Consider the following 26567-nt stretch of genomic DNA (forward strand, 5'->3'; position numbering starts at 1 on the left):
CGTGACGAAATGACGGGCGATTCCGCTTGACCTTTGGGTCTGCACTCTGTTGAACCCTGCGGGTGTCTTTCACTGCTCAAGGTGGCTGTCCCCGATGGACGATCAGAACAAGAACCTTATCCTCGCAACCGCGCTCAGCTTTCTCGTGATCCTGGTCTGGTTCGTGCTGTTCCCCCCTCCGGAACAGACGACAACCCCGGATCAGGTTGAAGCAACCAGCGTCGAAGGCAGTGAGGTTCAGACGCCCAGTGCGGCCGACACCAGCACTGTCGGAGAGGCAACCGCGGCAGCTGCCGAAGCTGAACCCGAGGCCGAAGCGCCCCGCATCAATATCGACACGCCCCGCCTGACCGGTAGCCTGTCCCTTGCTGGCGGTCGGATCGACGAGCTGTCATTGAAAGACTACAAGGTCTCGCTGGCCGAGGATTCTCCGATTGTCGAGTTGTTGTCGCCAGTCGGATCGCAATCCGCCTATTACGCCCTCTATGGCTGGGCTCCTGGCGCGGGCCTGACCGGTGCAGATGTTCCCGGACCAAATACCATCTGGACGCTTGAGCAGGGTGAAACCCTGGGTGTTGACACACCTGTGACGCTGGCCTGGGAAAACGGCAATGGACTGACGTTCCACCGCACCATCGCGGTTGACGAGAACTATATGTTCACGGTCACGCAATCTGTCGAAAACGCCACCGGGGTTGAAATTGGATTGGCACCTTATGGCATTCTTGCGCGCCACGGCATTGGCGAAGACGGGGACCTGCCGGACCTGAAGAACTTCTTCATTCTGCATGAGGGTGTGATCGGTATGGCCGACGGCACTCTGACCGAAGTGGATTATGGCGACGTTCGTGATTTCGATATCGACCCGGACGAGCGCGCTCAGGCCGAGGTGTTTCAGGTCAAGGAAAACGGCTGGATCGGGTTCACTGATCACTTCTGGATGACCACGCTGATCCCGGAACCCGGTTCTGCGTTCAAGGCGGCTGCCAAATACGACTCGCGTCGCAAGATTTACCAGACAGAAACGGTACTTCCGACGCTGACCGTGGCGCCGGGTGCGACCGAGCAGGTGACAACGCAGCTGTTTGCCGGCGCAAAAGAGTGGGAGACCATCCGCGAATACCAGGCTGACGGTGTGCAGAAATTCATCGACAGCATCGACTGGGGCTGGTTCTTCTTCCTGACCAAGCCGATTTTCTGGCTGCTGCACAACATTCATGCGCTGATCGGCAATATGGGTTGGTCCATTATCGGCCTGACGCTGATCATCAAGGCAATCCTGTTCCCGCTGGCCTTCAAATCCTACGTCTCGATGGCGAAGATGAAGGAACTACAGCCGCAGATGGAAGCCCTGAAGGAAGCCGCGGGCGACGACCGCCAGAAGATGCAGCAGGGCATGATGGAGCTGTACAAGAAGGAAAAGGTGAACCCCGCTGCCGGTTGTTTGCCGATCCTGTTGCAGATCCCGATCTTCTTTTCACTGTACAAGGTGATCTTCGTCACAATCGAACTGCGTCAGGCACCGTGGTTTGGCCCCTTCCAGGACCTGAGCGCACCTGACCCGACCTCGATCATGAACCTCTTTGGCTTGCTGCCCTGGGCTGGCCCGCAGCCGGACACCCTGATGGCGCTGATCTTTATCGGTATTCTGCCGCTGCTGCTGGGGATCTCGATGTGGCTGCAACAGAAACTGAACCCGGCACCAACCGATGCCACACAAGCGATGATCTTCGCGTGGATGCCGTGGGTCTTCATGTTCATGCTGGGCGGCTTTGCCAGCGGTCTGGTCGTGTACTGGATTGCGAACAACACGATCACATTTACGCAGCAATATCTGATCATGCGTAGTCAGGGGTATACGCCGGATGTGTTCGGAAACATCAAATCCGGATTTAAGCGATTGCCGAACACGGACAAGAAATGAGCGGAACAGTTTCAGGCCTTTGGCGTCACCCGATCAAAAGCCATGGGCGCGAAGCCCTGAGCCAGATTACCCTCAACCCCGGGCAGACCATGCCCGGGGATCGCGTTTGGGCCGTTGCCCATGAAGCGGCCAAGACCGACGGAACGGAATGGGCCCCATGTGTAAATTTCAGCCGCGGTTCAAAAGCCCCCAAGCTTATGGCGATTTGGGCGAAACTGGACGGCGAGCAGGTCACGTTGCGCCACCCGGACCGCCCGGATCTGAGCTTTCACCCCGACACGGAGCACTCGGTTTTCCTGAACTGGGTAAAACCGCTTATGCCCTCGGATCGCGCTGCGTCCGCCCGAATTGTCCGGGTGCCCGGGCGCGGCATGACCGATACCGATTTCCCGTCAATCAGCCTGTGCAACATGGCCTCTCATCGCGCTGTTGAACAAAAGCTGGGCCAGTCTTTATCTGCGGCACGGTGGCGGGGAAACATCTGGTTCGAAGGCCTGCCTGAGTGGGATGAATTCGACTGGCTGGGCCGTGACCTTCGCATTGGCGAAACCGTACTCCGGGTTCGCGAGCGTATCATTCGCTGTCTGGCCACCACTGCAAATCCGGAAACCGGCGAACGCGACGCGGATACTCTGGGCGCGCTGAACAGCTGGGATCATCAGGATTTCGGTGTCTATGCAGAAGTCATTCAGGGTGGTGAAATCCGCCTGAATGATACGCTGGAGTTGCTATGACCACGCTTCCGTTTCCGCTGGCCGAAGAGCCGGATGACTTCGCCAAAGAACGCGGTCGCAAACTGTTTGCCGGCCCGTCTGAATTTATCAAAGGCGTGGTCGCCATGACGGGCCTGCCCGCCCCTGACCGGTTGGAGGTTTGCTTTGCCGGGCGCTCGAATGTCGGCAAATCCAGCCTGATCAACGCGCTAACCGGAACCAAGGGTCTGGCGCGTGCCTCGAACACACCTGGCCGTACGCAAGAAATCAACTTCTTCACGCAAGGCCCGGACCTCTATCTGGTCGACCTGCCGGGCTATGGGTATGCCAATGCACCGGTTAACGTGGTGGAAAAATGGCAGAAGCTTCTCAAGCAATACCTGAGCGGTCGCCAGACGCTGCGCCGTGCCTTTGTCCTGATTGATGCGCGCCACGGGGTTAAACCGGTCGACGCTGAAATCATGAAATTGCTGGATACCAGTGCCGTGACCTTTCAATGCGTTCTCACCAAGGCCGACAAGGTCAAGGCCAACGAGCGCGAGAAGGTTCTGGAACAAACCCGTGCGGCTTTGTCCAAACATCCCGCAGCATTCCCGGAAATCGTCCTGACCTCGTCCGAAAAAGGCGACGGGATTCCGACCCTGCGCTCGATCATTGCGCATCTGGAATAGCTTCGCCCTTGGCAGCGCGGTGCAAAGGCCCTAACACGGACGGTCAGAGGGACCTTAGCAATGAAGACACGTGACATGAACCGGGACTGGATCGCCACCGCAGCAACTCTGAACAGCGCATTGCCCTATCTGCAGCGCTATGATGGGGCCATCGTCGTCATAAAGCTGGGCGGGCATGCCATGGGCAGTGACGAGGCGATGGAGAGCTTTGCCCGCGATGTCGTCTTGATGCGGCAGGTCGGCGTGAACCCGGTTGTCGTGCATGGCGGTGGTCCGATGATCAACGCGATGCTGAACAAGCTTGATATCCAGTCCGACTTTGTGAACGGCAAGCGCGTGACCGACACGGCAACCGTCGAAGTTGTCGAGATGGTTCTGTCTGGCCTGGTGAACAAGCGCATCGTTCAGGCTATCAATGGACAGGGCGGTTCGGCCGTGGGTCTGTCGGGCAAGGATGCAAACCTGATGATCTGCGACCAGACGGATGCGTCTCTGGGTTATGTCGGCACCCCGTCCGAGATGAACCCGAAAATCCTGCATGATCTGTTCTCACATGATGTGATCCCGGTCATCGCCCCTCTGGGCGCGGGACGTGAGGGTGAAACGTTCAACGTGAACGGCGATACGGCTGCCGGGGCGATTGCCTCGGCATTGAAAGCTGACCGCCTTCTGCTGCTGACTGATGTCTCGGGCGTCAAGAACGCGGCTGGTGACGTGGTGACCGAGCTGAAAGCCGGCCAGATCCGCGAGATGACCCGCGAAGGCACCATCGCGGGCGGTATGATCCCCAAGACCGAAACGGCCCTCGATGCCCTGCACAGCGGCGTTCGGGCCGTCGTGATACTTGACGGGCGCGCGCCAAATGCGGTTCTGCTTGAACTGTTCACGGAACATGGCGCCGGGTCGCTGATACGGCCAGACTGATCGCAGCAACAGCCGAGGGAAGATGACAGACCTTGCGCAACCTTCCTCAGTTCCGGATGCGGCAACCTATGGCCGCGTAGAACACGCGGCGCGTCAGGCGGGGTTGATTGTCATGGGTGCGCTGCATCCTCATCGCGTGGCGGCCCGGCAACTTGACACTGGCACGTTGATCTTGCTGGGCGCAGGCTCTGATTTCTGGTCTGCTCTGAAAGCCTCGCCCGAATGGCGGGGGCCTGATCCAGTAGACCGCTGGTCAACCAGAATCGTCGGCCAGATGGCACATGCGTTCGGTGCACAGGCCTATTTCCCCTTTGGTGGTCCGCCCTATGCGCCTTTCATCGACTGGGCCCTGAAATCGGGACGCACCTTCAGCAGCCCGGTGGGGGCTTTGGTACATGACACGGTCGGTATGATGATCTCATATCGCGGCGCACTGCATTTCGCCCATGAGTTTGCCATCCCAGAAACACCCGGCGTTTCCCCCTGTGACACCTGCGCCGCCCCGTGCACGACGGCCTGCCCTGTCGGCGCGCTGAACGCGCAAAACTTCTATGACCTTGCAGCCTGCCACGACCATCTTGATACCACTGAGGGTCAAACCTGCATGACAGGCGGCTGTCTGGCCCGCCTCGCCTGCCCGCTCAGCGCGGGCGCAGGGCGCGATCCCGAACAATCAGCCCATCATATGAGGGCTTTTCACCCGTCATGACCCGCACTTTGATCCTGACGCGTCACGCCAAATCCAGCTGGGATAACCCAGGACTTGGCGATCATGAACGCCCCCTGAGCAAGCGCGGGCGCAGGTCAGCCCCGGCCATTGGCGAATGGCTGCAAGATAACGGCTGGTTGCCGGATGAAGTGCTAAGCTCGACGTCAACCCGCACCCGCGAGACATGGGACCGGATGGGGTTAACGGCCGATAAGGTCCGCTTTCACAATGCGCTCTACCACGCCGACGCCGATGATATGTTGCGCGAGTTAGCAGGTGCCACGGAGCCGACTGTGTTGATGCTGGGCCATAACCCCGGAATCGCCGAATTCGCCAACCGCCTTGTGCAACGGCCACCGGATCACATGCGCTTTTTCGATTATCCAACTTGTGCAACCATTGTGATGACATTCAACGCCGACAGCTGGTCGGACGTGCGCTGGCATATGGGCACCGTGCTGGGCTTCACCACCGCGCGAGAGTTGCTGGAATAGAAAAAGGCGGGGCAAAACCCCGCCTTTCCACCATCTTGAGCCGTTCAGTGTCCCAGAATCTGGCTGAGGAACAGTTTGGTCCGCTCGCTTTGCGGATTATTGAAGAACTCTTCCGGTTCGTTCTGTTCCACGATCTGGCCCGCATCCATAAAGATCACACGGTTGGCAACCTGACGGGCAAAGCCCATCTCGTGCGTCACGCACAGCATGGTCATGCCTTCCTCGGCCAGCTCGATCATGGTGTCGAGCACCTCTTTGATCATCTCGGGGTCCAACGCCGATGTCGGTTCATCGAACAACATGATCCGCGGCATCATGCACAGCGAGCGGGCAATTGCCACACGCTGCTGCTGACCACCCGAAAGCTGACCAGGATACTTGTCGGCCTGCTCGGGAATTTTCACCTTTTCAAGGAAATGCATCGCGCGCTCTTCGGCCTCTTTCTTGGGCGTCTTGCGCACCCAGATCGGGGCCAGCGTGCAGTTCTCCAAAATGGTCAGGTGCGGGAACAGGTTGAAGTGCTGGAACACCATGCCAACCTCGGACCGGATCTTGTCGATGTTCTTGAGGTCATTCGACAGCTCGGTCCCATCCACGATGATCGTGCCCTGCTGGTGTTCCTCCAGCGCGTTCAGGCAGCGGATCAGGGTGGATTTCCCTGACCCGGACGGACCCGCAATAACAATCCGCTCGCCCTGATTGACGGTCAGATTGATGTCGCGCAGCACGTGAAAGGAACCGTACCACTTGTTCATGTTGGTGATTTCGATGGCGACCTCGTCGCTCACCTGCATTTTGGAACGGTCGATTTCGCGGTCAATTGCAAGTTCAGACATGTGTTGAACTCCTTAACGGTGGCCAGTCTGAAGCTTGCGCTCCAGATACATGGAATAACGGGACATAGAGAAGCAGACGATGAAGAACAGGAACGCGATGAACGCGAACAGTTCCCAATAGATGCCGTTCCAGGCTGTGTCGGCGCGGATAGCAGATGCCAATCCGATCACGTCGAACAACCCGATAATCGACACCAGCGTCGTATCCTTGAAGATCCCGATGAATGTGCTCACGATGCCCGGAATTGAGATTTTCAGGGCTTGCGGCATGATGATCAGCCTTTGCGCCTGCCAGTAGTTCAGGCCCAGACTGTCGGCGCCTTCGTACTGTCCTCGTGGCAGGGCAGCCAGACCACCCCGGATCACCTCGGCCATGTAAGCCGCCGAGAACAGGGTCATCATGATCATCACCCGCAGGATGATGTCAAAGTTGGTGCCCGGTGGCAGGAACAGGTTCAGAAGCAGCGACGCCACGAACAACAAGGTGATCAGCGGCACACCGCGAATGAACTCGATAAAGCCCACGCACAGGTATTTGACGATCAGCAGGTCCGACTGACGCCCCAGCGCCAGAACGATACCGATCGGAAGTGAGACACCAATGGCCACAACGCCCAGCAGGATCGCCAGCATGAAACCACCGAACTGACGGCTTTCAACAGCTTCGATGCCAATCGGCAGAACCGAGTCCATCGCGCCCGTGAAATAGCTGGATAGCACCAGCCACCAGATCACTGCGGCAACGACCGCACCGATCATACCCACCAGTTCACTCACCTGTTTACTGAGAACCGAATACGCAAACCAACCGACGACAAACCCAAGCGCGGCCGAGATTGGCCCCCAGATGGTTCCGCCCCACATCAGGAACGGCATCAGGAACGGGTAGATTGCCGTGAAGATCAGCATCTTGGTTGGGACGCGGTCCGAATACAGAACCGGCGCCAATGCGACCAGCAACAGAACCAGCGCTAGGATCGGTCTCCAGTACAGATGGCTTGGATAGAAGCCGAACAGCAACTGTAACCAACGGTCATTGATAACCGCCCAGCAGGCGTGCCCATGGGTCGACCCCCAGGTGGCCATCATGATCTCGCGGCACTCGTTGAGAGAGTCGGCATTCCACACGGACTGGAAAATCCATGGCAGAACACCTGACAGCACGTAGTAGATCGCATAAAGCGAAACCACCGTCAGGATCGTGTTAAACCAACTTGAGAACAGGTTGTGCTTGACCCATCCCAGCGCACCGACCTCGGAAGCAGGCGGTGCCTGCTCGGGCAGCATTTCCGTGCGGACAAATGAAACATCACTCATATTACCGCTCCACCAGTTTTACACGGTTGTTGTACCAGTTCATCACCCCTGAGATGCTCAGCGAGATGGACAGATAGACCAGCATCAACAGCAGAACACATTCCAGCTCGCGACCGGTCTGGTTCATGGTGATGCCGCCAAGGGTCCCCGTGATGTCCATATATCCGACCGCGATCGCCAGTGACGAGTTCTTGGTCAGGTTCAGATAGTTCGAGATCATGGGCGGAATGATCACCCGCAATGCCTGCGGCAGGATCACAAGGCGCATGGTCCGGCCCGGGCGCAGACCCAGCGCCGATGCGGCTTCGGTTTGGCCTTTTGAGATGGCCAGGATACCCGCACGAACGATCTCGGCGATGAAGGCCGCCGTGTAAAGCGACAAGGCCAGCCACAGCGCGATCAACGAGTTACGCAAGTGTGTGCCGCCGGTAAAGTTGAAGCCTTTCAGCTCAGGGAAACCAAGGTGAAACCCCAGGATGGTGAGAAGGACAATCATCGGCACAAACAGAATACCCAGCTGGATGTGCCAGATCGTCGGACGATCACCGGATGCCTCTTGCTTGGCTTGTGCCCAGGCGGACACCTTGCGCATCGCAAAGATGCTGCCACCAAGCACGATCAGAATGGCGATCAGGTCCAGCGAGATATCGAACCGCAGGCTCGACGCACCGAAGATGTGTATATCACCCAGGCTGCGCGAGAACAGGAACTCCGGGATATAGACCCCGCGATTGGTCACTGCGACAGAATCGAACAGATTCATCGTGGCTTCTGGGTTTTCTCCGCGGAACGCCCTTGGTGCTGGCAGGCTTTCGATCAGAATGGCCATGGCCAGAACGATCCACAGCAGCACAGGTACGTTGCGGAACATCTCGACATAGACGGTCATGATCCGCGCAACCAGCCAGTTGTTGGACAGGCGCAGAACACCAACCAAAACACCGACTATCGTTGCTGTGATACAACCAAGAACTGCCACAACCAGCGTGTTCAGCAAGCCGATAAAGGCCGCGCGCAAGTGACTGTCGCGCGAATCGTATTCAAGCAAGCGCTGGTTGATATCGTAACTGGCCGGTTCTGCGAAAAAGCCGAACTCAACCGGTTTTCCAAGCGCTTCGAGGTTTTGGATGGTATTGGAGATGATCCAGGCTGCCAGAAGCATAAAACCAATCATTGCAATGACCTGGATGGTCGCAGATCGGTACCGCGTATCATAAAGGAGCATGGACAGCCGGAACTGCTCCTTCGGCGGGTCAGTGAGAGTCGTCATGACCTATGTATATCCCCGTGCATCCCGTAAATATGTCGGCAGAGTTGATCCCTGCTCAAAACCGTACGGGCGTGATTCTTATGGATGGAAAAAGGGCGCAGGTTGCCCTGCGCCCTTCTCCGTCGATATTAGCGGAACGGCGGCGAGTACAGCAGGCCGCCTTCGGTCCACTGTGCGTTCAGGCCGCGTGCCAGACCAATCGGGGTTTCTTCACCGATGTTCTTGGCAAACACTTCGCCATAGTTGCCGCCGGCTTTGATCGCCTTGGCTGCCCAGTCAGCGTTCAGACCCAGCATCTCGCCCAGGGTGCCTTCGGTACCCAGCAGGCGGTTGATTTCGGGGTTTTCGGTGCCAGCGGCCAGTTCATCGATATTGGCCGAGGTTACGCCCAGTTCTTCAGCCGAGATCAGCGCGTTCAGAGTCCAGCGCACAACGTCGCCCCACTCGTGGTCGCCGTGACGGACCAGCGGGCCCAGCGGCTCTTTCGAGATGATTTCAGGCAGCAGGATGTGATCACCGGGGTTTTCGAATGTGGCGCGGGTTGCCGCCAGACCCGAAGCGTCGGTGGTGTAAACGTCACATGCGCCAGCCAGGTACTGCTGCTGTGCTTCGGCGTTGGTTTCGATCGGAACCGGTTCGTAGCTGATGTTGTTCGAACGGAAGAAGTCCGCCAGGTTCAGCTCGGTTGTGGTGCCGGTCTGGATACAAACGGTTGCGCCGTCCAGTTCCTTGGCCGAGCTTACGCCCAGTGCCTTGGGAACCATAAAGCCCTGACCGTCATAGTAGTTCACACCGGTGAATTCGAACTTCAGGTCGACGTCGCGGCTGAAGGTCCAGGTGGTGTTCCGCGCCAGCATGTCGATCTCGCCCGAGGCCAGAGCGGTAAAACGTGTCTTACCGGTGGTCGGAACGAATTCTACCGCGCTTGCATCGCCCAGAACAGCAGCAGCAACGGCACGGCACAGAGATACGTCAAAGCCCTGCCATTCGCCATTGGCGTCAGGAGCAGCAAAGCCAACCAGACCGGTGGTCACACCACAGTTCAGCTTGCCGCGCGCTTTAACGTCGTCAACGGTCCCTGCCACGGCTGCGCCAGCAGCAAGACCGGCAATCGTTGCCGCGCCCAAGATTACGGATTTTTTCATTTTTACCTCTTCCTGATTTCCCGCCCCATCAGAGGCGGCTCTGCCCGGCAAGTGGATGCCGGATAGGTTACTCCAAAGGTGTCTCCCCTTTAGTGGCACTGAGTTTGGGCGTATTCATAAACAAACGTCAAGGGTCGGATCATCGAAAACGATGGATCAGACCCCAACCAATTTGAACATTTGGCCAAAAATCGGAAAATAAGGATCAAACCGACATATCAAAGAAGCGTTTAGCATGCAGAAATGCGGCTTTCTTCGTTTCGGCAACCGCATGGGCCTCGTCATCGTGACCCCATTGTTCGATCTGCCAGGTTTCGTCCAGCCTCGAAATGCGCCATATTTCGGCCGGTTCGCGCCAATCCATGGCCGCCGCAAACCCGAGAATCAATGACCCTGACAAGCTGACCAGATCGTGGAACGCCGCCAGTTGAAACGCATCCAGCGCATGGACGCGAGCACGCAGCGCCGACAGGGCAGCGGCAGATTGCGGCTTGTGCAACACACCTATAACCGGCTGCAAGCGAGCAGACAGCGCAGCCTCGGCCCAGTCCAGTGCCGGATCCCATTCGGCGCTTTGACGTTCCTGCAACTCTGTTGGATGTGTCGCTCGATAGCACAGCAGATCAGAATCGCCGTAATCCGCAAGCATATCGGCAACTTCCCCGTGCTGGGACCGAACCTTGTCGATTGCCGCATTCGCCGAACGGGTGCATGGCATCGTCGACGGATCTACCTCTTTCTGCTGGGCATCCCATTCTGACGCAACCGCTTCGGCCATGGCGCGGGTCGGCAGGATCAACGCCGCTTTGGCAGGGGTCTTGACGCGGCGGCCATCCAGTTCAACCGTAAACCCGCCGTCGACCTCGGTAATCCGGCTTTCTTTCCAGAAGCGTTTCGGTTTCCAGTCACTCATGTTTCAGTTCCATATCCCGGCCAGCGCAGTGGGCAACTGGTCAAAGGTCTCAATCACGCAGAAGGCCGAGGTCAAAGCAGACCGATCATGGTACCCCCATGCCACGCCGATGCCGCGCACCCCGGCAGCGGCAGCCATGTCCATGTCATAGCTTGTATCGCCGACCATCACCGCGCAGTCGGATTCGACTCCGGTCTCGGCCAACGCGGCCTGCACCATGGAAGGATGCGGTTTCGACGGATGGTGGTCGGCGACCTGCCGGGTGACGAAGTAGCGCTCAAGCCCATGCACTTCGATCAACGCATCAAGTCCGCGCTGGGATTTGCCGGTTGCCACCCCAAGAAGCACTTCGGGTACGGCGTGCAAGGCTTCAATCGCCTCTCGCGCGCCGGGATAGAGCGGAGAGCTGGCCGCGCCCAAATCCAAGCGATGCGCGTGATAAGCTTCCTTGTACCCTTCAACGAGATCGTTCTGTACCGAGGAAGGTTGGTCCGGCACCAATCGTGCGATGGCATGTGGCAGGGACAATCCGACAATGGACAGGATCACCTCTCGCGTCGGTACAGGTACCGACGCGGCCTGAAAGCTGGTGGTCATGGCGTGAACGATACTGCCCTGACTGTCGACCAGAGTGCCATCGACATCAAACAGAACCAACCGCAGGGGTGCTCTCATTGCAGCGCCTCAAACGGGTCGTCTGCGGCCAGATCTTCGGTCCAGCCAAAGGTGTCCCAGCTGTGTTTCATATGTTCCGGCAAGGGCGCTGTCACGGTCACTGGTTTGCGCGTGATCGGATGCAGGAATGACAGTCGCCGCGCGTGCAGATGCAGCTTTTTGCTGATGATCCCACCCAATTGTGCGCCCCAGCCATCACCCAGGTTTTCCTGCCCCGAGCCACCGTATTTGCCGTCGCCAATGATCGGATGCCCGATCGCTGCCATATGCGCGCGCAGTTGGTGGGTGCGGCCCGTGATTGGCTCCATCGCCACCCAAGCGGCGCGTCCGGCCACGCGGTAGAGGGTCGCATAATGAGTATGTGCCCGTTTCGCACCGGGGGTGCTGTCGATCTCGTTCATATGGACGGGGATCATCTTTTCACCCTCGCCGTGGGCGCCATGACCGGCTGCTTTCACAAGACCCGTCTTGATTTCACCCAGATATGGCGTGGGAACACCTGCAACCAGCGCCCAGTAAATCTTGCGTGTATCGCGGTGACGGAAAGCGGCTGTCAGCCCCTTCGCGGCTTCGCGCGTGCGGGCCAGCAGCAGAACACCTGACGTGTCCTTGTCCAGGCGGTGAACCAGACGCGGGTTTTCGTCATATCCAAACCGCAACGCCTCAGACAGGCTGTCGACATGTCGGGTCTGCCCGCTGCCGCCCTGAACCGGCAGGCCCTGCGGCTTGTTCAGGGCCAGAATGTGATCATCACGGTAGATCACGCAGGACTGGATCATCTTGGCATCCGCATCCGAGATACGATGCTTGACCTCAACCGGTTTGTGATCAGGCCCCGGCAATGGCGGCACACGAACCACCTGCCCGACCTCCAATCGGGTCGAGGCCTTGGCCCGGCCACCATCCACACGCAGTTCTCCCTTGCGGCACATCTTTTCGATGCGGCCCTGGCTGACATGCGGGAACAGGCGGCGCAACCAGCGGTCCACACGCTGATCGCCGTCCCCTTCAGCGACTGTAATCATCTGTACGCCACTCATGCCATTGCCCCTTGCGCCGCGCGGGTGATCCGCCCGGATTGCGTCTTTGTCCGTGTCCCAGAAATCATGGGGGTCTCTCGCGCGCAACGCGGCAAGAGTCAAGGTATCAGACAGGAACGTTTGGCGTTCGTGGGGGCTCAGCGTCGCCCGCCACTCCTCGGCGCGGTCAATACATTCCCAGCCAGCCTAGCTGTTGCGCTGGGTCCGAAGCTTGGCGAAGTAATCGAGGCGCTTTTTCAGTTCACGCTCGAACCCGCGCTCGACCGGTTGATACAGAACCGGGCGTTTCATTGTTTCGGGAAAATAGTTCTGACCGGAAAACCCGTCTTCGGCGTCATGGTCATACGCATAGCCAGCACCATATCCCTGATCCTTCATCAGTGATGTGGGGGCATTCAGGATATGTTTGGGCGGTGGCTCGCTGCCTGATTGCTTGGCCAGCCGCATCGCTGCCTTATAGCCGACATAAGCACCGTTGGATTTCGGGGCCAGGGCCAGATAGACCAGCGCCTGCGCCAGCGCCAGCTCACCTTCGGGGGAGCCGAGCCGCTCATACGTTTCCCAGGATTGCAGGCAGATGGCCTGCGCCTGCGGGTCGGCCAGACCGATATCCTCGACCGCCATCCGTGTGATCCGACGCGCCAGATAGCGCGGGTCTTCGCCCCCTGTCAGCATTCGCGCAAACCAGTACAGCGCCGCGTCCGGGTCGGACCCGCGCACCGATTTGTGCAGGGCTGAAATCAGGTTGTAATGTTCATCGCCCGACTTGTCATATTTCGCCGCCCGCCGCATCAGCCGCGTCGACAGCGCGTCCGTGTCCAGTGGCGCATCCACCTTCCAGGCCGAGACCTGTTCGATCAGGTTCAGCAACGCCCGCCCGTCACCATCGGCCATTTCCTGCAACGCATCGCGGGCTGCGGGTGTCAACGGCAGCGCGCGGTCCAGCTCTTTTTCGGCGCGCTGGGTCAGGCGTTCAAGATCGGAAAGGCCAAGCCGTTCCAGCACCAGAACCTGCGACCGGCTGAGAACCGCGGCGTTCAGCTCAAAGGACGGGTTCTCGGTCGTTGCCCCGACCAGAAGGATCGTGCCGTCCTCCATATGCGGCAGAAACCCGTCCTGTTGCGCCTTGTTGAAGCGGTGTATCTCGTCCACGAACAGCAAGGTCCCCTGCCCGTTCTGGCGCCTGATCTTGGCCGCTTCGAAAACCTTCTTCAAATCCGGAACACCGGTGAAAATCGCACTGATCTGAACGAATTGCAGATCGGTTTCCTGCGCCAGCAACCGTGCGATCGTCGTCTTGCCGACACCGGGCGGCCCCCAGAAGATCAGGCTGGACAGACTGCCTGACGCCAGCATGACCCCCAGCGGCGCATCCGGGCCAAGAACCTGTTCCTGACCGATGACCTCGGCCAGTGACTGCGGGCGCAACCGGTCCGCCAGGGGACGGTGTGGCGCAGCGGTGGGTTCCGTTGGCCCGGTATCGAACAGATCGCTCACGGGTTACAGCCGGAACCGCAATGAGACTGACCGGCCACCGCGCAGAAGACCCATCTGCACACGACGACCCGGATCTGTCAGCGCATTCTCCACATCCCCAGGACGTTCGATGTCATTGGAATTGATGCTTTCAAGAATATCCCCCGATCGCAAACCCGCGCGGCCACCATAGGGGCCGGGATCAACAACAACGACACCTGTCTGGGACAGTGGCAAGCCCATATCGGAGATCACCGCAGGATTGACGCGGGACACCACCAGCCCCGGCAGGACAGTGTCTTCATCCAATGTCGTCTTTTCAGCGGCGGGGGTTTCCGGCGCTTTGATCAGTGCCACCTCAACCTCTTCGCTCTGGGTGCCGCGCAGCCGTGTCAGAACCGATGTTCCCCCCACCCCCGCTACGGACATGCGAAACTTCATCTCGGCAGGCGAGTTCACTTCGTCCCCGTCCACATGGGTCACGACGTCCCCCACCTTAAGCCCCGCCTCACGCAGCGGGCTAAGGTCATGCAGGTCCGAGATCACAACACCCAGCGGGATGGCAAGACCAAGGGATTCAGCAATATCCGCGCTCATATGTTGACCGGTCATGCCTGCCCAGGGGCTGATAAAACTGTCATTGCCCTGCTGGGCCTGTTTCAGAAACTCGGCCACAAGATTTGCGGGGATGGCAAAACCGATGCCATTCGACCCGCCCGAGCGTGTCAGAATAGAGGTGTTGATCCCGATCAGGTCCCCGTTCACATCAATCAGCGCACCGCCGGAGTTGCCCGGGTTGATCGCTGCATCCGTCTGAATGAAATACCCGCGCGCATTGCCTGTCGCCGTACCTGTGCGCGCCAAGCCCGAGATGATACCAGAGGACACCGTCTGCCCCACCCCGAACGGGTTGCCGATGGCAAGGGCCAGTTCGCCAACCTCGACCTGATCGGAATCGCGCAGGGTCAGGTAGGGCAGGTCTTGCGCCTCTTCCAGACGCAGGATCGCAATGTCGCTTTCTTCGTGTCCCAGTACGACCGTGGCAGAAAATTCGCGCCGGTCGGTTGTCACGACTCTGATCTCGGTCGCCGAGCCTACAACATGGTAGTTGGACACAACGTAGCCATCTTCAGACAGGATGACCCCGGAACCCAGCGAGTTCTGAACCCGCGGCTGCGGCGTTCCCAGGCTTCCGCCAAAGAAATCCCGAAAGAACGGGTCCGAGTAAAACGGGCTGGCCCGCCCCTGCCGCACGATCTTGGCGTAGATATTCACCACCGCAGGCGAGGCCTTTTTGACCACCGGAGCAAAGCCCAGAGAGATTTCGGACTGCGATTGCGGGACGCGGGTTTCGGCAAATGCTGGCAGGGCCATGACAAGCATAAGAGAGATGAAGGATGCGCGGATCATGGGGGCTCCGGATTTGATTATCCTTGGGATATGCGGGGCAAAGGCGATAAATGCAAGCCGCGCGCTCAGCTTTGGCGGCGCAGGAACTTGAGCCCGGACCAATCGGCGTCAACCGCGCAAACCTTCACGTCGACCCAGCCCAGCGGCAGGATTTCACTGCGCAGCATATCCTCGGTCACACCTGCGTGCAGGGGCGAAGATTTCTTGGCCCAGGAGACCCACAGCATTCCTCCGGGCCGTATGTGGGCGATCTGCTCAGCGGCCAATTCGGCGATCTGGTCCGGATGGTTCAGGAACATGTGAACCGCATCCGCAGGATCGGCTGCAGGGTCGAACAGAACACCGTCAGCACCGGCTGTCAGGTTGGGATAATGGGCCGGAGCGTTGAGCGTGCGGACCGCATTTCCGGGTTTGAAACCCAGTTTCGACCAGAGCGGTTTGCCCGAGTATCCAGTTGCAGGTTTATTTGTCATAACGGTTTGAACTTAATGGACAAACCACATGATGACAATCGGCTGGCTGAGGCACAAAAAAAGCCTGCCCGATTGCTCGGGCAGGCGCATTAGGTCGATGACCTTAGTGCTTATTCTTCGGCTGCGGCTTCTTCGGCAGCAGTACGGGCTTTGTCCGCGGCGCCTTTGGCATCAACATCGCGATCGACGAATTCGATGATCGCCATCGGAGCCATGTCACCATAGCGGAAGCCGGCTTTCAGGATGCGGACGTAACCGCCCTGACGCTCGGCATAGCGGGGGCCCAGAACTTCGAACAGCTTGGCGACGTCTTTGTCTTCTTTCAGCTGTGCTGCGGCCTGACGGCGGGCGTGCAGGTCGCCGCGCTTGCCCAGGGTGATCAGCTTTTCGATGATCGGGCGCAGTTCTTTTGCCTTGGGCAGAGTTGTCTTGATCTGCTCATGTTCGATGAGCGAGCCAGCCATGTTTGCAAACAGAGCCTTGCGGTGCTCATGAGTACGGTTCAGGCGGCGGTAACCACGTGCGTGACGCATTTTTCAATTCCTTCTTTCGCGTTTTGCTTTGTCCGGCCTCCGATGCGTGTCAGAGGCTCACCTTGGGGCGGGATTGCCCGGATTGTACGTTTTGTACCGGCTTTCAGACCCCATTGGTCCGAATTGTACAAAACCTGCGACGGCAGGTTGGCCCCGCCGCCGCAGCCGAAGATGCTTAGAACGCGTCTTCGAATTTCTTTGCCAGATCTTCGATGTTGTCGGGCGGCCAGTCCTCGACATCCATGCCGAGGTGCAGACCCATGCCGGACAGCACTTCCTTGATCTCGTTCAGCGACTTGCGGCCGAAGTTCGGGGTGCGCAGCATCTCGGCTTCGGTCTTCTGGATCAGGTCGCCGATATAGACGATGTTGTCGTTCTTCAGGCAGTTTGCCGAACGGACCGACAGTTCCAGCTCGTCCACTTTCTTGAGCAGCAGCGGGTTGAACTCCAGACCATCGTCCTCGTCCTGACGGTTTGCCGATTCCGGCTCGTCGAAGTTGACGAAGATCGACAGCTGATCCTGCAGGATACGCGCGGCATAAGCCAGTGCGTCATCGGGGGTGATCGAACCGTCGGTGTCGATCTTCAGGGTCAGCTTGTCATAGTCCAGAACCTGACCTTCACGGGTCGGCTGCACGTCATAGGCGACTTTCTTGACCGGCGAATAGATCGCGTCGATCGGGATCAGGCCGATGGGCGCATCTTCCGGCTTGTTCTTTTCAGCCGAAACGTAACCCTTGCCAGTGTTGACGGTCAGTTCCATGAACAGGTCGGCGCCGTCGTCCAGGTGACAGATGACGTGATCGCGGTTCAGAACCTCGATACCTGCGCTTTCGCTGATGTCACCAGCCGTTACGATTGCCGGACCTTTGGCATTGATCGACAGGCGCTTGGGGCCTTCGACTTCCATGCGCAAGGAAACCTGCTTGAGGTTCAGGATGATGTCGGTGACGTCTTCACGCACACCCGCCACGCTCGAGAACTCGTGCAGGACGTTGTCGATCTGGACGCTGGTGATGGCCGCGCCTTGCAGCGAGCTCATCAAAACGCGACGCAGGGCGTTGCCCAGGGTCAGACCAAAACCACGTTCCAGCGGTTCGGCAACCAGTGTCGCCTGACGCGCAGGGTCGTTGCCCGGCTTGGCTTCCAGCTGGGTCGGCTTGATCAATTCTGCCCAATTCTTGTGGATCATGTAATCCCTCCATTCCTGCCCGCGCCCCATGACCAACAAGGTGCAGACGCCCGAGGTTCAAAATGACGTGCTGGGGCCGTGTAAAAACACAGCCCCAGCTTAATTCCAGATCGCTTAGACGCGACGACGCTTCGGCGGACGGCAGCCGTTGTGAGCAATCGGGGTCACGTCGCGGATCGACGTGATGTTGAAGCCCACGGCAGCCAGTGCGCGCAGAGCCGATTCACGACCCGAACCGGGGCCCTGAACTTCGACTTCCAGCGTCTTGACGCCATGTTCCTGCGCTTTCTTGCCTGCGTCTTCCGCAGCCATCTGCGCGGCATACGGAGTAGATTTCCGCGATCCCTTGAAGCCCATGGTACCGGCAGACGACCACGAGATGGCGTTGCCCTGTACGTCCGAGATCAGGATCTTGGTGTTGTTGAAGGTCGAGTTCACATGGGCAACGCCCGATGCGATGTTCTTGCGCTCTTTGCGCTTGATGCGAGTCTTATCGCGTGCCATCGGTCAGACCCTCCCTTATTTCTTCTTACCGGCAATGGCCTTTGCGGGGCCTTTGCGAGTACGAGCGTTGGTGTGGGTACGCTGACCGCGAACCGGCAGGTTGCGGCGGTGACGCAGACCGCGATAGCAGCCCAGGTCCATCAGACGCTTGACGTTCATCTGAACTTCGCGACGCAGGTCACCTTCGACGGTGTAGTTGGCGTCGATATGTTCACGGATGGCCAGAACTTCGGCATCCGACAGTTCATTGACGCGGCGGTGCGCTTCAATGCCCACGGCTTCGCAGATTGCGTTGGCCGAGGTGTTGCCGATACCGGTGATATATGTGAGGGCGATTGGAACCCGCTTTGCAGTCGGGATGTTTACGCCGGCAATACGTGCCACGTGTCACTTTCCTTTTTGTTGCGGTTCCGTAACTCCGGAACCTTTTTTCACAACACTTTACCGTGGCAGTGACGCCAGAGGGTCCAGTATTATTCGAGGTGGTCGGGGCAATTGGGACGAATCCCGCATGCGGTCTTGATTCCCTTTAGGGATGGGGGTCGATATGGGCTTTTGGTGGGGCCGTCAAGCCCCAACTTTCGGTCAACCCAGTATCGCCTCGATCGAGGCCGTCACTTCCTTGATATCCGCCAGCCCGTTCACGGGGCGCAGATCGCCCTTGGCGTAGTAATAGCCAATCAGCGGAGACGTCTTCTTGTAGTATTCCATCAGGCGCGTGCGCAGGCTGTCTTCGTTGTCATCGGCGCGGCGCTGGAAGTCATTTTCCTTGCCGCAATTGGTGCATTTGCCATCCGCCGGGATCGGCTTGGTGTTGTCGTTATAGACTTCACCACATCCGCCGCAGGTTGAGCGTGCGGTGATCCGGCCCACCAGCGCGTCGTCATCAACGCGCATCTCGATCACGGTGTGCAGCGACTGGCCCAGCTTGGTCAGCAGAGCGGCCAGCGCATCGGCCTGCGCCAGCGTTCGGGGAAAGCCGTCAAAGATGAAACCGGCGCCTGTTTCGGTGGTCAGTTTCTCTTCGATCAGGCCGATCACGATTTCATCGGTGACCAGCTTGCCCGCATCCATGATCGCCGCAACCTTCCGGCCCATCTCCGTGCCCGAGGTTTTGGCTTCGCGCAGCATGTCGCCCGTGCTGAGCTGCACCATGCCGCGTGTTTCAACCAGATGACGCGCCTGCGTTCCTTTCCCTGCCCCCGGGGGGCCCAACAGAATGATATTCATCGACGAGAGGGTCCCTTCCTGCCGCGTTTCTTGCTTTTGCCGCGCAGTTGAGACTTTTCGATAAGCCCTTCGTATTGATGCGCCAGAAGATGGCTCTGAACCTGTTGGATCGTGTCCATGGTCACGGAGACGATAATCAGAACCGAGGTGCCGCCGAAATAGAACGGGATGGCAAACTGGCCCCGCAGGATTTCAGGCAGCAGACAGACGGCGGCCAGATAGGCCGACCCCAGCACCAGCACGCGGTTGACCACGTATTCCAGATACTCCGCGGTTTTCTTGCCGGGGCGGATACCGGGCACGAACCCGTTCTGCTTTTTGAGGTTGTCCGCCACATCATCCGGCTTGAACGACACGTTGAACGTGTAGAAATAGGCGAAGAATACGATCATCGACGCGAAGAACAGCAGATACAGCGGCTGTCCGGGGCCGAAATTGGCCAGCAGCCACGACATGACCGGCCCGTTTGCAGCGCCCGACGAGAAGGTCGAGATCGTCACCGGCAGCAGCAGCAGCGAGCTGGCAAAGATCGCCGGGATCACGCCCGCGGGGTTGACCTTGACCGGCAGGTGGCTGGAGCCGCCTTCATAGATTTTCATCCCGGCCTGACGGCGCGGGTACTGAATATGGATCTTTCGCAGCGCCCGTTCCATGAAGACCACGAACATGATCACGGCGATCACCATTACGATCACACCAACGATCACGGCGGGGCTGATTGCGCCCGAACGGCCCGACGCGAAGAACTGCGCCAGGGCGGCGGGGACCTCGGCGATGATGCCGACGAAAATGATCAGAGAGATACCGTTGCCGATGCCGCGCGCGGTGATCTGCTCACCCAGCCACATCAGGAACATGGTGCCGCCGACCAGCGTGATCATGGTCGACATGCGGAAATACAGCCCCGGATCGGTCGCCAGATCGCCCGATTCCAGCGACACAGCCAGACCATAGGCCTGAACGGTGGCCAGCGCCACGGTGCCGAAACGGGTGTATTGGTTGATCTTCTTGCGGCCCTGCTCGCCCTCTTTCTTGAGCTGTTCGAGCGCGGGAACCATCGATGTCAGCAGCTGCACGATGATCGAGGCCGAGATATAGGGCATGATGCCAAGGGCAAAGATGCCCATTCGGCCAAGCGCCCCGCCTGTAAACATCGAAACCATGCCGCCGATGCCCTGCCCCGCCTGTTCCATGAACTCGCGCAATGCTGCTCCGTCGATCCCCGGCACCGGAATGAAGGTGCCCAGACGATAGACGATCAGCAAACCCAGCGTGAACAGGATGCGGTTGCGCAGATCGGTGGCCTTGCCAAGGGCAGCCCAGCTTGTGTTGGCTGCCATTTGTTCTGCTGCTGATACCATAAAGTCGGTCTCTCTTATGCAAACGCCGCCCGGAACCGTTTTCCGGCTCGGACGGCGTCTTGGAAAACTCTGAAGTCTATGTAAGCGGGTCTTTGCCCGCTCACAAGCGCTTACTCTGCCGCAGCGGCTTTTGTGACTTTCAGTGAACCGCCCGCTTTTTCAACTGCCTCGACAGCAGCTTTCGACGCACCGGTCACTTCCAGATCAACCTTGGCGCTGATCTCGCCTTTGGCCAGAACGCGGATACCGTCCAGCTTGCGGCGGACCAGACCGGACGCAACCAGAGCGTCTTCGGTGATCGCAGCCTTGGCGTCCAGCTTGCCGGCTTCGACGAATTTCTGGATCAGGCCCAGATTGATGACGGCGAATTCCTTGCGGTTGGGCTTGTTGAAGCCACGCTTGGGCAGACGCTGGTACAAGGGCATCTGACCGCCTTCATAGCCGTTAATGGCCACACCCGAGCGGGATTTCTGGCCTTTGATACCACGGCCACCCATTTTACCTTTGCCGGAACCCGGACCACGGCCAACGCGGGTGCGTTTTGGGGCGGCGCCAGGATTGTCGCGCAATTCGTTCAGTTTCATTTCGCTTCTCCTAAGCCGGATATGACCCCCGAAGCGTGATGGGCCAAACACGGCATTTCTTGGTTTTGATTCTCGCGGCCAAAAAGCCACCGCAGGCGTATAGGCCCGATGGCAGGGCTTGGCAAGACTGTAGATCGCCAGCCGCTTGTCATGACCGGCAAAAGCCCCGGGACCGGCCCCGCGGGTGAACCCAAAAGGACACCTTCACCGGAGTCTGACCGAAAATTGAGCACGAAATATGGCGATTTTGGCAAATATCGCTTGCCATGACCGGGCGGTAGTCTATCCGGATTGCCACAAACAAGAACTTGGCAGGCGCATGACTGAAACCACTCTCTCGACCCGGAAACAGCCTGGGGCTACCGCTGCACGTGACTGGGTAACAACGCTTGCCAAATATCGCGAACCCGACCAGCTGCGCAGCGCGTTTGAGCTGGGCGTCAGTATCATCCCCTTCTTCGCGCTCTGGGCTTTGTCCTGGATGTCGCTGTCGGTCAGCTATTGGCTTGCTTTTGCGATTTCCGTTCTCAACGCGGCCTTTCTGTTGCGCCTGTTTGCCATCCAGCACGATTGCGGGCACGGCGCGTTCTTCAAGAACCGGACGGTCAGTGACTGGGTTGGACGCTCGATCGGAGTTCTGACGCTGACACCTTATGATGTCTGGCGCCGCACGCATTCCACACATCACAACAGTTCCGGCAATCTGGGCAAACGCGGGATGGGCGATATCCACACCCTGACCGTGGCCGAATATCAGGCGAAAACCCCGATGAACCGGTTCTGGTATCGTGTGTATCGAAACCCGATCACCCTGTTCGTTTTTGGCCCCGGATATCTGTTCCTGTTTCAAAACCGCCTTCCGCTGGGTCTGACCGACAGCGTCCGGTTCTGGGTCAGCGCGATGGCCACCAATCTTGCCATTCTGGTTGCGCTTGTGGCCATTTACTATTTTGGCGGGCTGATGCCGATGGTGCTGATCTTCCTGCCCTCGACCCTGATTGCCGCCACCGCCGGGGTATGGCTGTTCTATGTGCAACACCAGTTCGAGGACACGCATTGGGACGCCGATGAAGACTGGCAGTTGCACGAAGCGGCGCTGCACGGAAGCTCTCATTATATATTGCCGTCCGTGTTGCAGTGGTTCACCGCCAATATCGGCATCCACCACGTGCATCACCTGTACAGCCGCATTCCATTCTATCGCCTGACCGAAGTGCTGCGCGACCATGATGAGCTGGCAAACAGCAACCGGATGACCATCCGCGAGAGCCTCGCCAACGCGCGCCTGCACCTTTGGGATGAGCAAAGCCGCCGACTGCTGTCATTCGCCGAGGCCCGCGCGCTTTACGGGTGAGGAGTTCCTTGGCCGGTTGAGCTGTCGGAAAGACGTCAAGAAATCCTATGTGACCCTGGAAAAGGGCAGCTCCATCGACGTGTCCAGCGGTCTCTGATCGAACCCGTCTTTGGAGAGAGATAAAGGCCCCCGCGAAAGCGGGGGTTTTTTGTTTTCGTGAACATTGCGAAACTACGTGTAATGTTTCTTAGGAGATTTAATTTCTTGGATTTCATCAATTGACCCAAAAAATGTTCCATCTGACATGAGGCTGCCATTTGGCCGTTGCCCGAAGTCATCAGGTTCCCACTCCACCTGCTCGTAGCCCAATAGTGCGTCTTCCGAGCCATTTATCGTATCGCGAATGAGAGAATATATACTCAAATCGATTCCGACGTAGATATCTTCCATCTCAGAAATTTCAGGGTGAAACCGGGTAACAACAAACGCTCGATCCCTGATTGTAGCTAGGTCAATGTCATGGGACCGACTTTCTGTGATATCTGCTCCAATAAGCTGTTGGGCTGTTTCAATCATTCCCATTGCGGCAAGCCAAGAACTATAATTTCTACGAAGAACCCAACTAGGTGGCAACTTCATTCCTGTTACGGTTTCATCCCCTGGTGGGTCTACAAAAACCAGGGCGCTCTGCGTATTGCTCGATGCCTCGCGAAAACACGTAAGGGTGGCGTATCCTTTACTGGCAGGTGGGGAAATTGCGCTAAGCCACGGTGCAACTTGTTTCTCAAGGGCGGGTTTAAGCACTTGCTTCACCCCGGAAGGATTGTTTTCTTGCAGCGCAAAAGAGGCCTTCGCTTCAAGTATCATACGCTCCCGAGAGGAGTTTTCGAAAAGAAAATCTGCTACTGTGCCAATTTTATTGGTCTTCTTGTGCACTATAACGTCCGGGTCGGTAGCTAGATGACTGACAAAATCGTATCCTAAGTTCTGAGCGAAAAGAACAGAGATACCTTGCCCTAGGCGAGCGCTCATGCTGGTTTGAGAAACATCGCTAAGCAGGCCGGATCCACCGTCTACAAGCCTCAAATTTCCACCCATGTTTGGGTTAAGAACGTGGTGGCATTGGAGGAGAAACCCAAGGCTTTGCAAATATCTACTTTTTGTTATCAGGAAATCTGTTTTAACAACTGCCTGCGCAAGCTGCCAGCCTGAAAACTCAAGTGCTGGTCTGGCATTTGCGAAGTGAGCCCACTGGGGTCGATCCGGCAGCCTCTTCATCAAAATGTCATTTCTGTCCCATTCATATACTTCGAGCTCCTTTCTCCCAAATTGGCTGATTAGTGTTTTTAACATCAACGCGTTACCCGCTTTCTAGACTGGATTCTTTCACCTTTTGAGGTAGTAGAGTTGAAAAGTGTGAGCAACTCCCTCAGTGTGTTGTCAGCAACGCTAAGATAATCTGCCGCACCCTATAGACACCAACTCCCAACACTGCTAAACGCACCCAATCTTGCGGCCTCGGATTCGTTCCGGGGCCTTAGATATTTTGCAACCGGGGACCTTCGGGGCCCTATACCTTTGGCACCTACGGGGGCCTATCACATAGCGGGGGACCTCCCCTGCACTTGCTAAACGGAAGACAGAAAGCATGGCACTCAAGTCGTACAAGCCGACGACGCCGGGCCAGCGCGGGCTGGTGCTGATCGACCGTTCGGAGCTTTGGAAAGGACGTCCGGTCAAGTCTCTCACAGAGGGTTTGACCAAATCGGGCGGCCGGAACAACACCGGACGGATCACTTCACGCCGCCGCGGCGGTGGCGCAAAGCGTCTCTACCGGATCGTTGACTTCAAACGGAACAAATTTGATGTCGCGGCAACCGTCGAGCGGATCGAATATGACCCGAACCGGACCGCGTTCATCGCACTGGTTAAATACGAAGACGGCGAGCAGGCGTATATCCTGGCTCCGCAGCGTCTGGCTGTTGGTGACAAGGTCATCGCGTCGGCAAAGGCCGATATCAAGCCGGGCAACGCAATGCCGTTCTCGGGCATGCCAATCGGTACCATCGTCCACAACATCGAGATGAAGCCTGGCAAAGGCGGTCAGATCGCACGTGCGGCCGGTACTTACGCGCAATTCGTGGGCCGCGATGGCGGTTACGCTCAGATCCGTCTGAGCTCGGGCGAGCTGCGCATGGTCCGTCAGGAATGCATGGCCACCATCGGTGCCGTGTCCAACCCCGACAACAGCAACCAGAACCTTGGTAAAGCCGGTCGTATGCGCCACAAGGGCGTTCGTCCGTCGGTTCGTGGTGTTGCTATGAACCCGATCGATCACCCGCATGGTGGTGGTGAGGGTCGTACCTCGGGTGGCCGTACACCGGTTACGCCGTGGGGTAAGGACACCAAGGGTAAGCGTACCCGCAACAAGAACAAAGCGTCCCAGAAGCTGATCATCCGCTCGCGGCACGCCAAGAAGAAGGGACGTTAATCCATGTCTCGCTCTGTTTGGAAGGGTCCTTTCGTCGATGCTTACGTGCTGAAAAAAGCCGAAGCAGCGCGCGAGTCGGGCCGCAACGAAGTCATCAAGATCTGGTCGCGTCGTTCCACCATCCTGCCCCAGTTCGTGGGTCTGACCTTTGGTGTGTACAACGGCCAGAAGCATATCCCGGTAAACGTCTCGGAAGACATGATCGGTCAGAAGTTCGGTGAATATTCGCCGACACGGACCTATTATGGCCACGCCGCAGACAAAAAAGCGAAGCGGAAGTAAGTCATGGGCAAGGAAAAGAACCCCCGCCGCGTGGCTGAAAACGAAGCAATGGCGAAAACGCGCATGCTTCGCACCAGCCCGCAGAAACTGAACCTGGTTGCGCAAATGATCCGCGGCAAGAAAGTCGAGAAGGCCCTGACCGACCTGACTTTCTCGAACAAGCGCGTCGCGCAGGACGTCAAGAAGTGCCTGCAGTCCGCAATCGCGAATGCCGAAAACAACCACAACCTGGACGTTGACGAGCTGATCGTCGCCGAAGCCTGGGTTGGCAAGAACCTGGTCATGAAGCGCGGTCGCCCGCGTGCCCGTGGCCGTTTCGGCAAGATCATGAAGCCGTTCTCGGAGATCACCATCAAGGTGCGTCAAGTTGAGGAGCAAGCCTAATGGGACATAAAGTCAATCCGATCGGCATGCGCCTTCAGGTCAACCGCACCTGGGACAGCCGCTGGTACGCAGATACCAAGGACTACGGTGATCTTCTTCTGGAAGACCTCAAGATCCGTGAGTTCATCCAGAAAGAGTGCAAGCAGGCCGGTGTTGCCCGTGTGATCATCGAACGTCCGCACAAGAAGTGCCGCGTTACGATCCACACCGCACGTCCGGGTGTCATCATCGGCAAGAAAGGTGCGGACATCGAAGTTCTGCGCAAGAAGCTGGCCGCGATGACCGACAGCGAACTGCACCTGAACATCGTCGAAGTGCGCAAGCCCGAGCTTGACGGTCAGCTGGTTGCCGAGTCAATCGCTCAGCAGCTGGAACGCCGTGTTTCGTTCCGCCGCGCGATGAAGCGTGCCGTACAGAACGCCATGCGCATGGGCGCCCTGGGTATCCGGGTGAACGTCGCTGGCCGTCTGGGTGGTGCCGAAATCGCACGGACCGAATGGTACCGCGAAGGCCGTGTGCCGCTGCACACGCTGCGCGCCGACATCGATTACGCACATGCCGAAGCGATGACCCCCTACGGGATCATCGGGATCAAGGTCTGGATCTTCAAAGGGGAGATCATGGAGCACGATCCGCAGGCACGTGACCGTAAAGCACAGGAACTCCAGGACGGCCCTGCACCTCGTGGTGCTGGTGGCGGTCGTCGCTAAGGAGGGAAAGAT

At 58.2% G+C, this 26567-nt stretch carries 29 protein-coding genes and 1 pseudogene; 12 read left to right on the plus strand and 18 right to left on the minus strand.

Annotation, left to right across the window (positions count from 1 at the left end; genetic code table 11):
- The first annotated feature begins 94 nt into the window (after window positions 1-94).
- The 6 genes from yidC to ACR0J7_RS18545 are packed head-to-tail and all read left to right on the plus strand — an operon-like array spanning window position 95 to window position 5435.
- On the plus strand, window positions 95-1924 hold the full coding sequence (gene yidC, locus ACR0J7_RS18520) for a membrane protein insertase YidC (RefSeq protein ID WP_480915211.1): 1830 nt from the start codon (window positions 95-97) through the stop codon (window positions 1922-1924).
- Window positions 1921-2658 (plus strand): MOSC domain-containing protein, encoded by a 738-nt coding sequence (locus ACR0J7_RS18525; RefSeq protein ID WP_480897824.1) that lies wholly within the window; start codon window positions 1921-1923, stop codon window positions 2656-2658. The genes yidC and ACR0J7_RS18525 overlap by 4 nt, the downstream gene beginning before the upstream one ends.
- A complete protein-coding gene (gene yihA / locus ACR0J7_RS18530; protein ID WP_480474029.1) occupies window positions 2655-3308 on the plus strand; it encodes a ribosome biogenesis GTP-binding protein YihA/YsxC in 654 nt (217 codons plus the stop codon). The genes ACR0J7_RS18525 and yihA overlap by 4 nt, the downstream gene beginning before the upstream one ends.
- 60 nt (window positions 3309-3368) lie before the next feature.
- Entirely contained in the window at window positions 3369-4232 is an 864-nt protein-coding gene (gene argB, locus ACR0J7_RS18535; RefSeq protein ID WP_267363778.1) for an acetylglutamate kinase, read from the plus strand.
- 22 nt (window positions 4233-4254) lie between these two features.
- On the plus strand, window positions 4255-4941 hold the full coding sequence (locus ACR0J7_RS18540) for a ferredoxin (protein WP_480915213.1): 687 nt from the start codon (window positions 4255-4257) through the stop codon (window positions 4939-4941).
- Entirely contained in the window at window positions 4938-5435 is a 498-nt protein-coding gene (locus ACR0J7_RS18545) for a SixA phosphatase family protein (RefSeq protein ID WP_480915215.1), read from the plus strand. Before ACR0J7_RS18540 ends, ACR0J7_RS18545 begins: the two co-directional genes overlap by 4 nt.
- A gap of 44 nt (window positions 5436-5479) precedes the next feature.
- On the opposite strand, the gene ACR0J7_RS18550 is transcribed toward ACR0J7_RS18545, so the two are convergent.
- The 17 genes from ACR0J7_RS18550 to rplO form a co-directional block, all read right to left on the minus strand.
- Complete coding sequence (locus ACR0J7_RS18550; RefSeq protein ID WP_480484762.1) at window positions 5480-6271, minus strand: amino acid ABC transporter ATP-binding protein; 792 nt, start codon at window positions 6269-6271, stop codon at window positions 5480-5482.
- A 12-nt stretch (window positions 6272-6283) separates the two neighbouring features.
- A complete protein-coding gene (locus ACR0J7_RS18555; protein ID WP_480547313.1) occupies window positions 6284-7588 on the minus strand; it encodes an amino acid ABC transporter permease in 1305 nt (434 codons plus the stop codon).
- A 1-nt stretch (window position 7589) separates the two neighbouring features.
- Window positions 7590-8858: an amino acid ABC transporter permease gene (locus ACR0J7_RS18560; RefSeq protein WP_480474035.1), complete on the minus strand. Its 1269-nt coding sequence runs from the start codon at window positions 8856-8858 to the stop codon at window positions 7590-7592.
- 128 nt (window positions 8859-8986) lie between these two features.
- Window positions 8987-10003 (minus strand): amino acid ABC transporter substrate-binding protein, encoded by a 1017-nt coding sequence (locus ACR0J7_RS18565; protein ID WP_480474036.1) that lies wholly within the window; start codon window positions 10001-10003, stop codon window positions 8987-8989.
- 205 nt (window positions 10004-10208) lie between these two features.
- Window positions 10209-10916 (minus strand): ATP12 family chaperone protein, encoded by a 708-nt coding sequence (locus ACR0J7_RS18570; RefSeq protein ID WP_480484764.1) that lies wholly within the window; start codon window positions 10914-10916, stop codon window positions 10209-10211.
- Window positions 10917-10919: 3 nt separating this feature from the next.
- Window positions 10920-11591 (minus strand): HAD-IA family hydrolase, encoded by a 672-nt coding sequence (locus ACR0J7_RS18575; RefSeq protein ID WP_480915217.1) that lies wholly within the window; start codon window positions 11589-11591, stop codon window positions 10920-10922.
- The gene (locus ACR0J7_RS18580) at window positions 11588-12631 is read right to left on the minus strand and encodes an RluA family pseudouridine synthase (protein WP_480833377.1); all 1044 of its coding nucleotides are present in this window, start codon (window positions 12629-12631) and stop codon (window positions 11588-11590) included. Before ACR0J7_RS18580 ends, ACR0J7_RS18575 begins: the two co-directional genes overlap by 4 nt.
- A gap of 186 nt (window positions 12632-12817) precedes the next feature.
- Window positions 12818-14128 (minus strand): replication-associated recombination protein A, encoded by a 1311-nt coding sequence (locus ACR0J7_RS18585; RefSeq protein ID WP_480484766.1) that lies wholly within the window; start codon window positions 14126-14128, stop codon window positions 12818-12820.
- A 3-nt stretch (window positions 14129-14131) separates the two neighbouring features.
- Window positions 14132-15517 (minus strand): trypsin-like peptidase domain-containing protein, encoded by a 1386-nt coding sequence (locus ACR0J7_RS18590; protein WP_480484767.1) that lies wholly within the window; start codon window positions 15515-15517, stop codon window positions 14132-14134.
- A gap of 65 nt (window positions 15518-15582) precedes the next feature.
- Entirely contained in the window at window positions 15583-15990 is a 408-nt protein-coding gene (locus ACR0J7_RS18595) for a hypothetical protein (protein ID WP_480915219.1), read from the minus strand.
- A gap of 110 nt (window positions 15991-16100) precedes the next feature.
- A complete protein-coding gene (gene rplQ / locus ACR0J7_RS18600; RefSeq protein ID WP_267363765.1) occupies window positions 16101-16523 on the minus strand; it encodes a 50S ribosomal protein L17 in 423 nt (140 codons plus the stop codon).
- A gap of 175 nt (window positions 16524-16698) precedes the next feature.
- On the minus strand, window positions 16699-17715 hold the full coding sequence (locus ACR0J7_RS18605) for a DNA-directed RNA polymerase subunit alpha (protein WP_480484769.1): 1017 nt from the start codon (window positions 17713-17715) through the stop codon (window positions 16699-16701).
- A 114-nt stretch (window positions 17716-17829) separates the two neighbouring features.
- A complete protein-coding gene (rpsK, locus tag ACR0J7_RS18610) occupies window positions 17830-18219 on the minus strand; it encodes a 30S ribosomal protein S11 (RefSeq protein WP_170462414.1) in 390 nt (129 codons plus the stop codon).
- Window positions 18220-18234: 15 nt separating this feature from the next.
- Window positions 18235-18603: a 30S ribosomal protein S13 gene (rpsM, locus tag ACR0J7_RS18615; protein WP_209505862.1), complete on the minus strand. Its 369-nt coding sequence runs from the start codon at window positions 18601-18603 to the stop codon at window positions 18235-18237.
- A gap of 201 nt (window positions 18604-18804) precedes the next feature.
- Window positions 18805-19449 carry an adenylate kinase gene (locus ACR0J7_RS18620; RefSeq protein WP_209505861.1) on the minus strand — a complete coding sequence of 215 codons (645 nt, stop codon included), beginning with the start codon at window positions 19447-19449 and terminating at the stop codon, window positions 18805-18807.
- Complete coding sequence (gene secY / locus ACR0J7_RS18625; RefSeq protein WP_480508517.1) at window positions 19446-20810, minus strand: preprotein translocase subunit SecY; 1365 nt, start codon at window positions 20808-20810, stop codon at window positions 19446-19448. Before secY ends, ACR0J7_RS18620 begins: the two co-directional genes overlap by 4 nt.
- A 110-nt stretch (window positions 20811-20920) precedes the next feature.
- Window positions 20921-21394, minus strand: coding sequence for a 50S ribosomal protein L15 (gene rplO / locus ACR0J7_RS18630; RefSeq protein ID WP_480496037.1), 474 nt, complete (start codon window positions 21392-21394; stop codon window positions 20921-20923).
- Between the two features lie 319 nt (window positions 21395-21713).
- Here rplO and ACR0J7_RS18635 point away from each other — a divergent pair, with 319 nt between their 5' ends.
- Both ACR0J7_RS18635 and ACR0J7_RS18640 read left to right on the plus strand, forming a co-directional pair.
- Window positions 21714-22748, plus strand: coding sequence for a fatty acid desaturase (locus tag ACR0J7_RS18635; RefSeq protein ID WP_480508542.1), 1035 nt, complete (start codon window positions 21714-21716; stop codon window positions 22746-22748).
- Window positions 22747-22845 (plus strand): annotated as a pseudogene (locus ACR0J7_RS18640) (50S ribosomal protein L23); the annotation flags it as partial. The gene ACR0J7_RS18635 and the pseudogene ACR0J7_RS18640, both read left to right, overlap by 2 nt.
- A gap of 74 nt (window positions 22846-22919) precedes the next feature.
- Here ACR0J7_RS18640 and ACR0J7_RS18645 read toward each other — a convergent pair.
- Entirely contained in the window at window positions 22920-24041 is a 1122-nt protein-coding gene (locus tag ACR0J7_RS18645; protein ID WP_480496039.1) for a hypothetical protein, read from the minus strand.
- Window positions 24042-24336: 295 nt separating this feature from the next.
- Here ACR0J7_RS18645 and rplB point away from each other — a divergent pair, with 295 nt between their 5' ends.
- Genes rplB through rpsC form a run of 4 tightly spaced genes read left to right on the plus strand, consistent with a single transcriptional unit; the run spans window position 24337 to window position 26555 of the window.
- Window positions 24337-25179: a 50S ribosomal protein L2 gene (gene rplB, locus ACR0J7_RS18650; protein ID WP_170531634.1), complete on the plus strand. Its 843-nt coding sequence runs from the start codon at window positions 24337-24339 to the stop codon at window positions 25177-25179.
- A 3-nt stretch (window positions 25180-25182) separates the two neighbouring features.
- Complete coding sequence (gene rpsS, locus ACR0J7_RS18655; RefSeq protein ID WP_005980699.1) at window positions 25183-25461, plus strand: 30S ribosomal protein S19; 279 nt, start codon at window positions 25183-25185, stop codon at window positions 25459-25461.
- A gap of 3 nt (window positions 25462-25464) precedes the next feature.
- Window positions 25465-25845, plus strand: coding sequence for a 50S ribosomal protein L22 (rplV, locus tag ACR0J7_RS18660; protein ID WP_039538267.1), 381 nt, complete (start codon window positions 25465-25467; stop codon window positions 25843-25845).
- Window positions 25845-26555, plus strand: coding sequence for a 30S ribosomal protein S3 (gene rpsC / locus ACR0J7_RS18665; protein ID WP_209505853.1), 711 nt, complete (start codon window positions 25845-25847; stop codon window positions 26553-26555). Before rplV ends, rpsC begins: the two co-directional genes overlap by 1 nt.
- Window positions 26556-26567: the final 12 nt, after the last annotated feature.

It is taken from the genome of Ruegeria sp. O4, from assembly GCF_056535125.1.

Excerpts from the sequence above, each read along its gene's own strand:
- yidC (WP_480915211.1), top strand. The coding sequence starts at position 95 with ATGGACGATCAGAACAAGAACCTTATCCTCGCAACCGCGCTCAGCTTT.
- ACR0J7_RS18525 (WP_480897824.1), top strand. The coding sequence starts at position 1,921 with ATGAGCGGAACAGTTTCAGGCCTTTGGCGTCACCCGATCAAAAGCCAT.
- yihA (WP_480474029.1), top strand. The coding sequence starts at position 2,655 with ATGACCACGCTTCCGTTTCCGCTGGCCGAAGAGCCGGATGACTTCGCC.
- argB (WP_267363778.1), top strand. The coding sequence starts at position 3,369 with ATGAAGACACGTGACATGAACCGGGACTGGATCGCCACCGCAGCAACT.
- ACR0J7_RS18540 (WP_480915213.1), top strand. The coding sequence starts at position 4,255 with ATGACAGACCTTGCGCAACCTTCCTCAGTTCCGGATGCGGCAACCTAT.
- ACR0J7_RS18545 (WP_480915215.1), top strand. The coding sequence starts at position 4,938 with ATGACCCGCACTTTGATCCTGACGCGTCACGCCAAATCCAGCTGGGAT.
- ACR0J7_RS18550 (WP_480484762.1), bottom strand. The coding sequence starts at position 6,271 with ATGTCTGAACTTGCAATTGACCGCGAAATCGACCGTTCCAAAATGCAG.
- ACR0J7_RS18555 (WP_480547313.1), bottom strand. The coding sequence starts at position 7,588 with ATGAGTGATGTTTCATTTGTCCGCACGGAAATGCTGCCCGAGCAGGCA.
- ACR0J7_RS18560 (WP_480474035.1), bottom strand. The coding sequence starts at position 8,858 with ATGACGACTCTCACTGACCCGCCGAAGGAGCAGTTCCGGCTGTCCATG.
- ACR0J7_RS18565 (WP_480474036.1), bottom strand. The coding sequence starts at position 10,003 with ATGAAAAAATCCGTAATCTTGGGCGCGGCAACGATTGCCGGTCTTGCT.
- ACR0J7_RS18570 (WP_480484764.1), bottom strand. The coding sequence starts at position 10,916 with ATGAGTGACTGGAAACCGAAACGCTTCTGGAAAGAAAGCCGGATTACC.
- ACR0J7_RS18575 (WP_480915217.1), bottom strand. The coding sequence starts at position 11,591 with ATGAGAGCACCCCTGCGGTTGGTTCTGTTTGATGTCGATGGCACTCTG.
- ACR0J7_RS18580 (WP_480833377.1), bottom strand. The coding sequence starts at position 12,631 with ATGAGTGGCGTACAGATGATTACAGTCGCTGAAGGGGACGGCGATCAG.
- ACR0J7_RS18590 (WP_480484767.1), bottom strand. The coding sequence starts at position 15,517 with ATGATCCGCGCATCCTTCATCTCTCTTATGCTTGTCATGGCCCTGCCA.
- ACR0J7_RS18595 (WP_480915219.1), bottom strand. The coding sequence starts at position 15,990 with ATGACAAATAAACCTGCAACTGGATACTCGGGCAAACCGCTCTGGTCG.
- rplQ (WP_267363765.1), bottom strand. The coding sequence starts at position 16,523 with ATGCGTCACGCACGTGGTTACCGCCGCCTGAACCGTACTCATGAGCAC.
- ACR0J7_RS18605 (WP_480484769.1), bottom strand. The coding sequence starts at position 17,715 with ATGATCCACAAGAATTGGGCAGAATTGATCAAGCCGACCCAGCTGGAA.
- rpsK (WP_170462414.1), bottom strand. The coding sequence starts at position 18,219 with ATGGCACGCGATAAGACTCGCATCAAGCGCAAAGAGCGCAAGAACATC.
- ACR0J7_RS18620 (WP_209505861.1), bottom strand. The coding sequence starts at position 19,449 with ATGAATATCATTCTGTTGGGCCCCCCGGGGGCAGGGAAAGGAACGCAG.
- secY (WP_480508517.1), bottom strand. The coding sequence starts at position 20,810 with ATGGTATCAGCAGCAGAACAAATGGCAGCCAACACAAGCTGGGCTGCC.
- rplO (WP_480496037.1), bottom strand. The coding sequence starts at position 21,394 with ATGAAACTGAACGAATTGCGCGACAATCCTGGCGCCGCCCCAAAACGC.
- ACR0J7_RS18635 (WP_480508542.1), top strand. The coding sequence starts at position 21,714 with ATGACTGAAACCACTCTCTCGACCCGGAAACAGCCTGGGGCTACCGCT.
- ACR0J7_RS18645 (WP_480496039.1), bottom strand. The coding sequence starts at position 24,041 with ATGTTAAAAACACTAATCAGCCAATTTGGGAGAAAGGAGCTCGAAGTA.
- rplB (WP_170531634.1), top strand. The coding sequence starts at position 24,337 with ATGGCACTCAAGTCGTACAAGCCGACGACGCCGGGCCAGCGCGGGCTG.
- rpsS (WP_005980699.1), top strand. The coding sequence starts at position 25,183 with ATGTCTCGCTCTGTTTGGAAGGGTCCTTTCGTCGATGCTTACGTGCTG.
- rplV (WP_039538267.1), top strand. The coding sequence starts at position 25,465 with ATGGGCAAGGAAAAGAACCCCCGCCGCGTGGCTGAAAACGAAGCAATG.
- rpsC (WP_209505853.1), top strand. The coding sequence starts at position 25,845 with ATGGGACATAAAGTCAATCCGATCGGCATGCGCCTTCAGGTCAACCGC.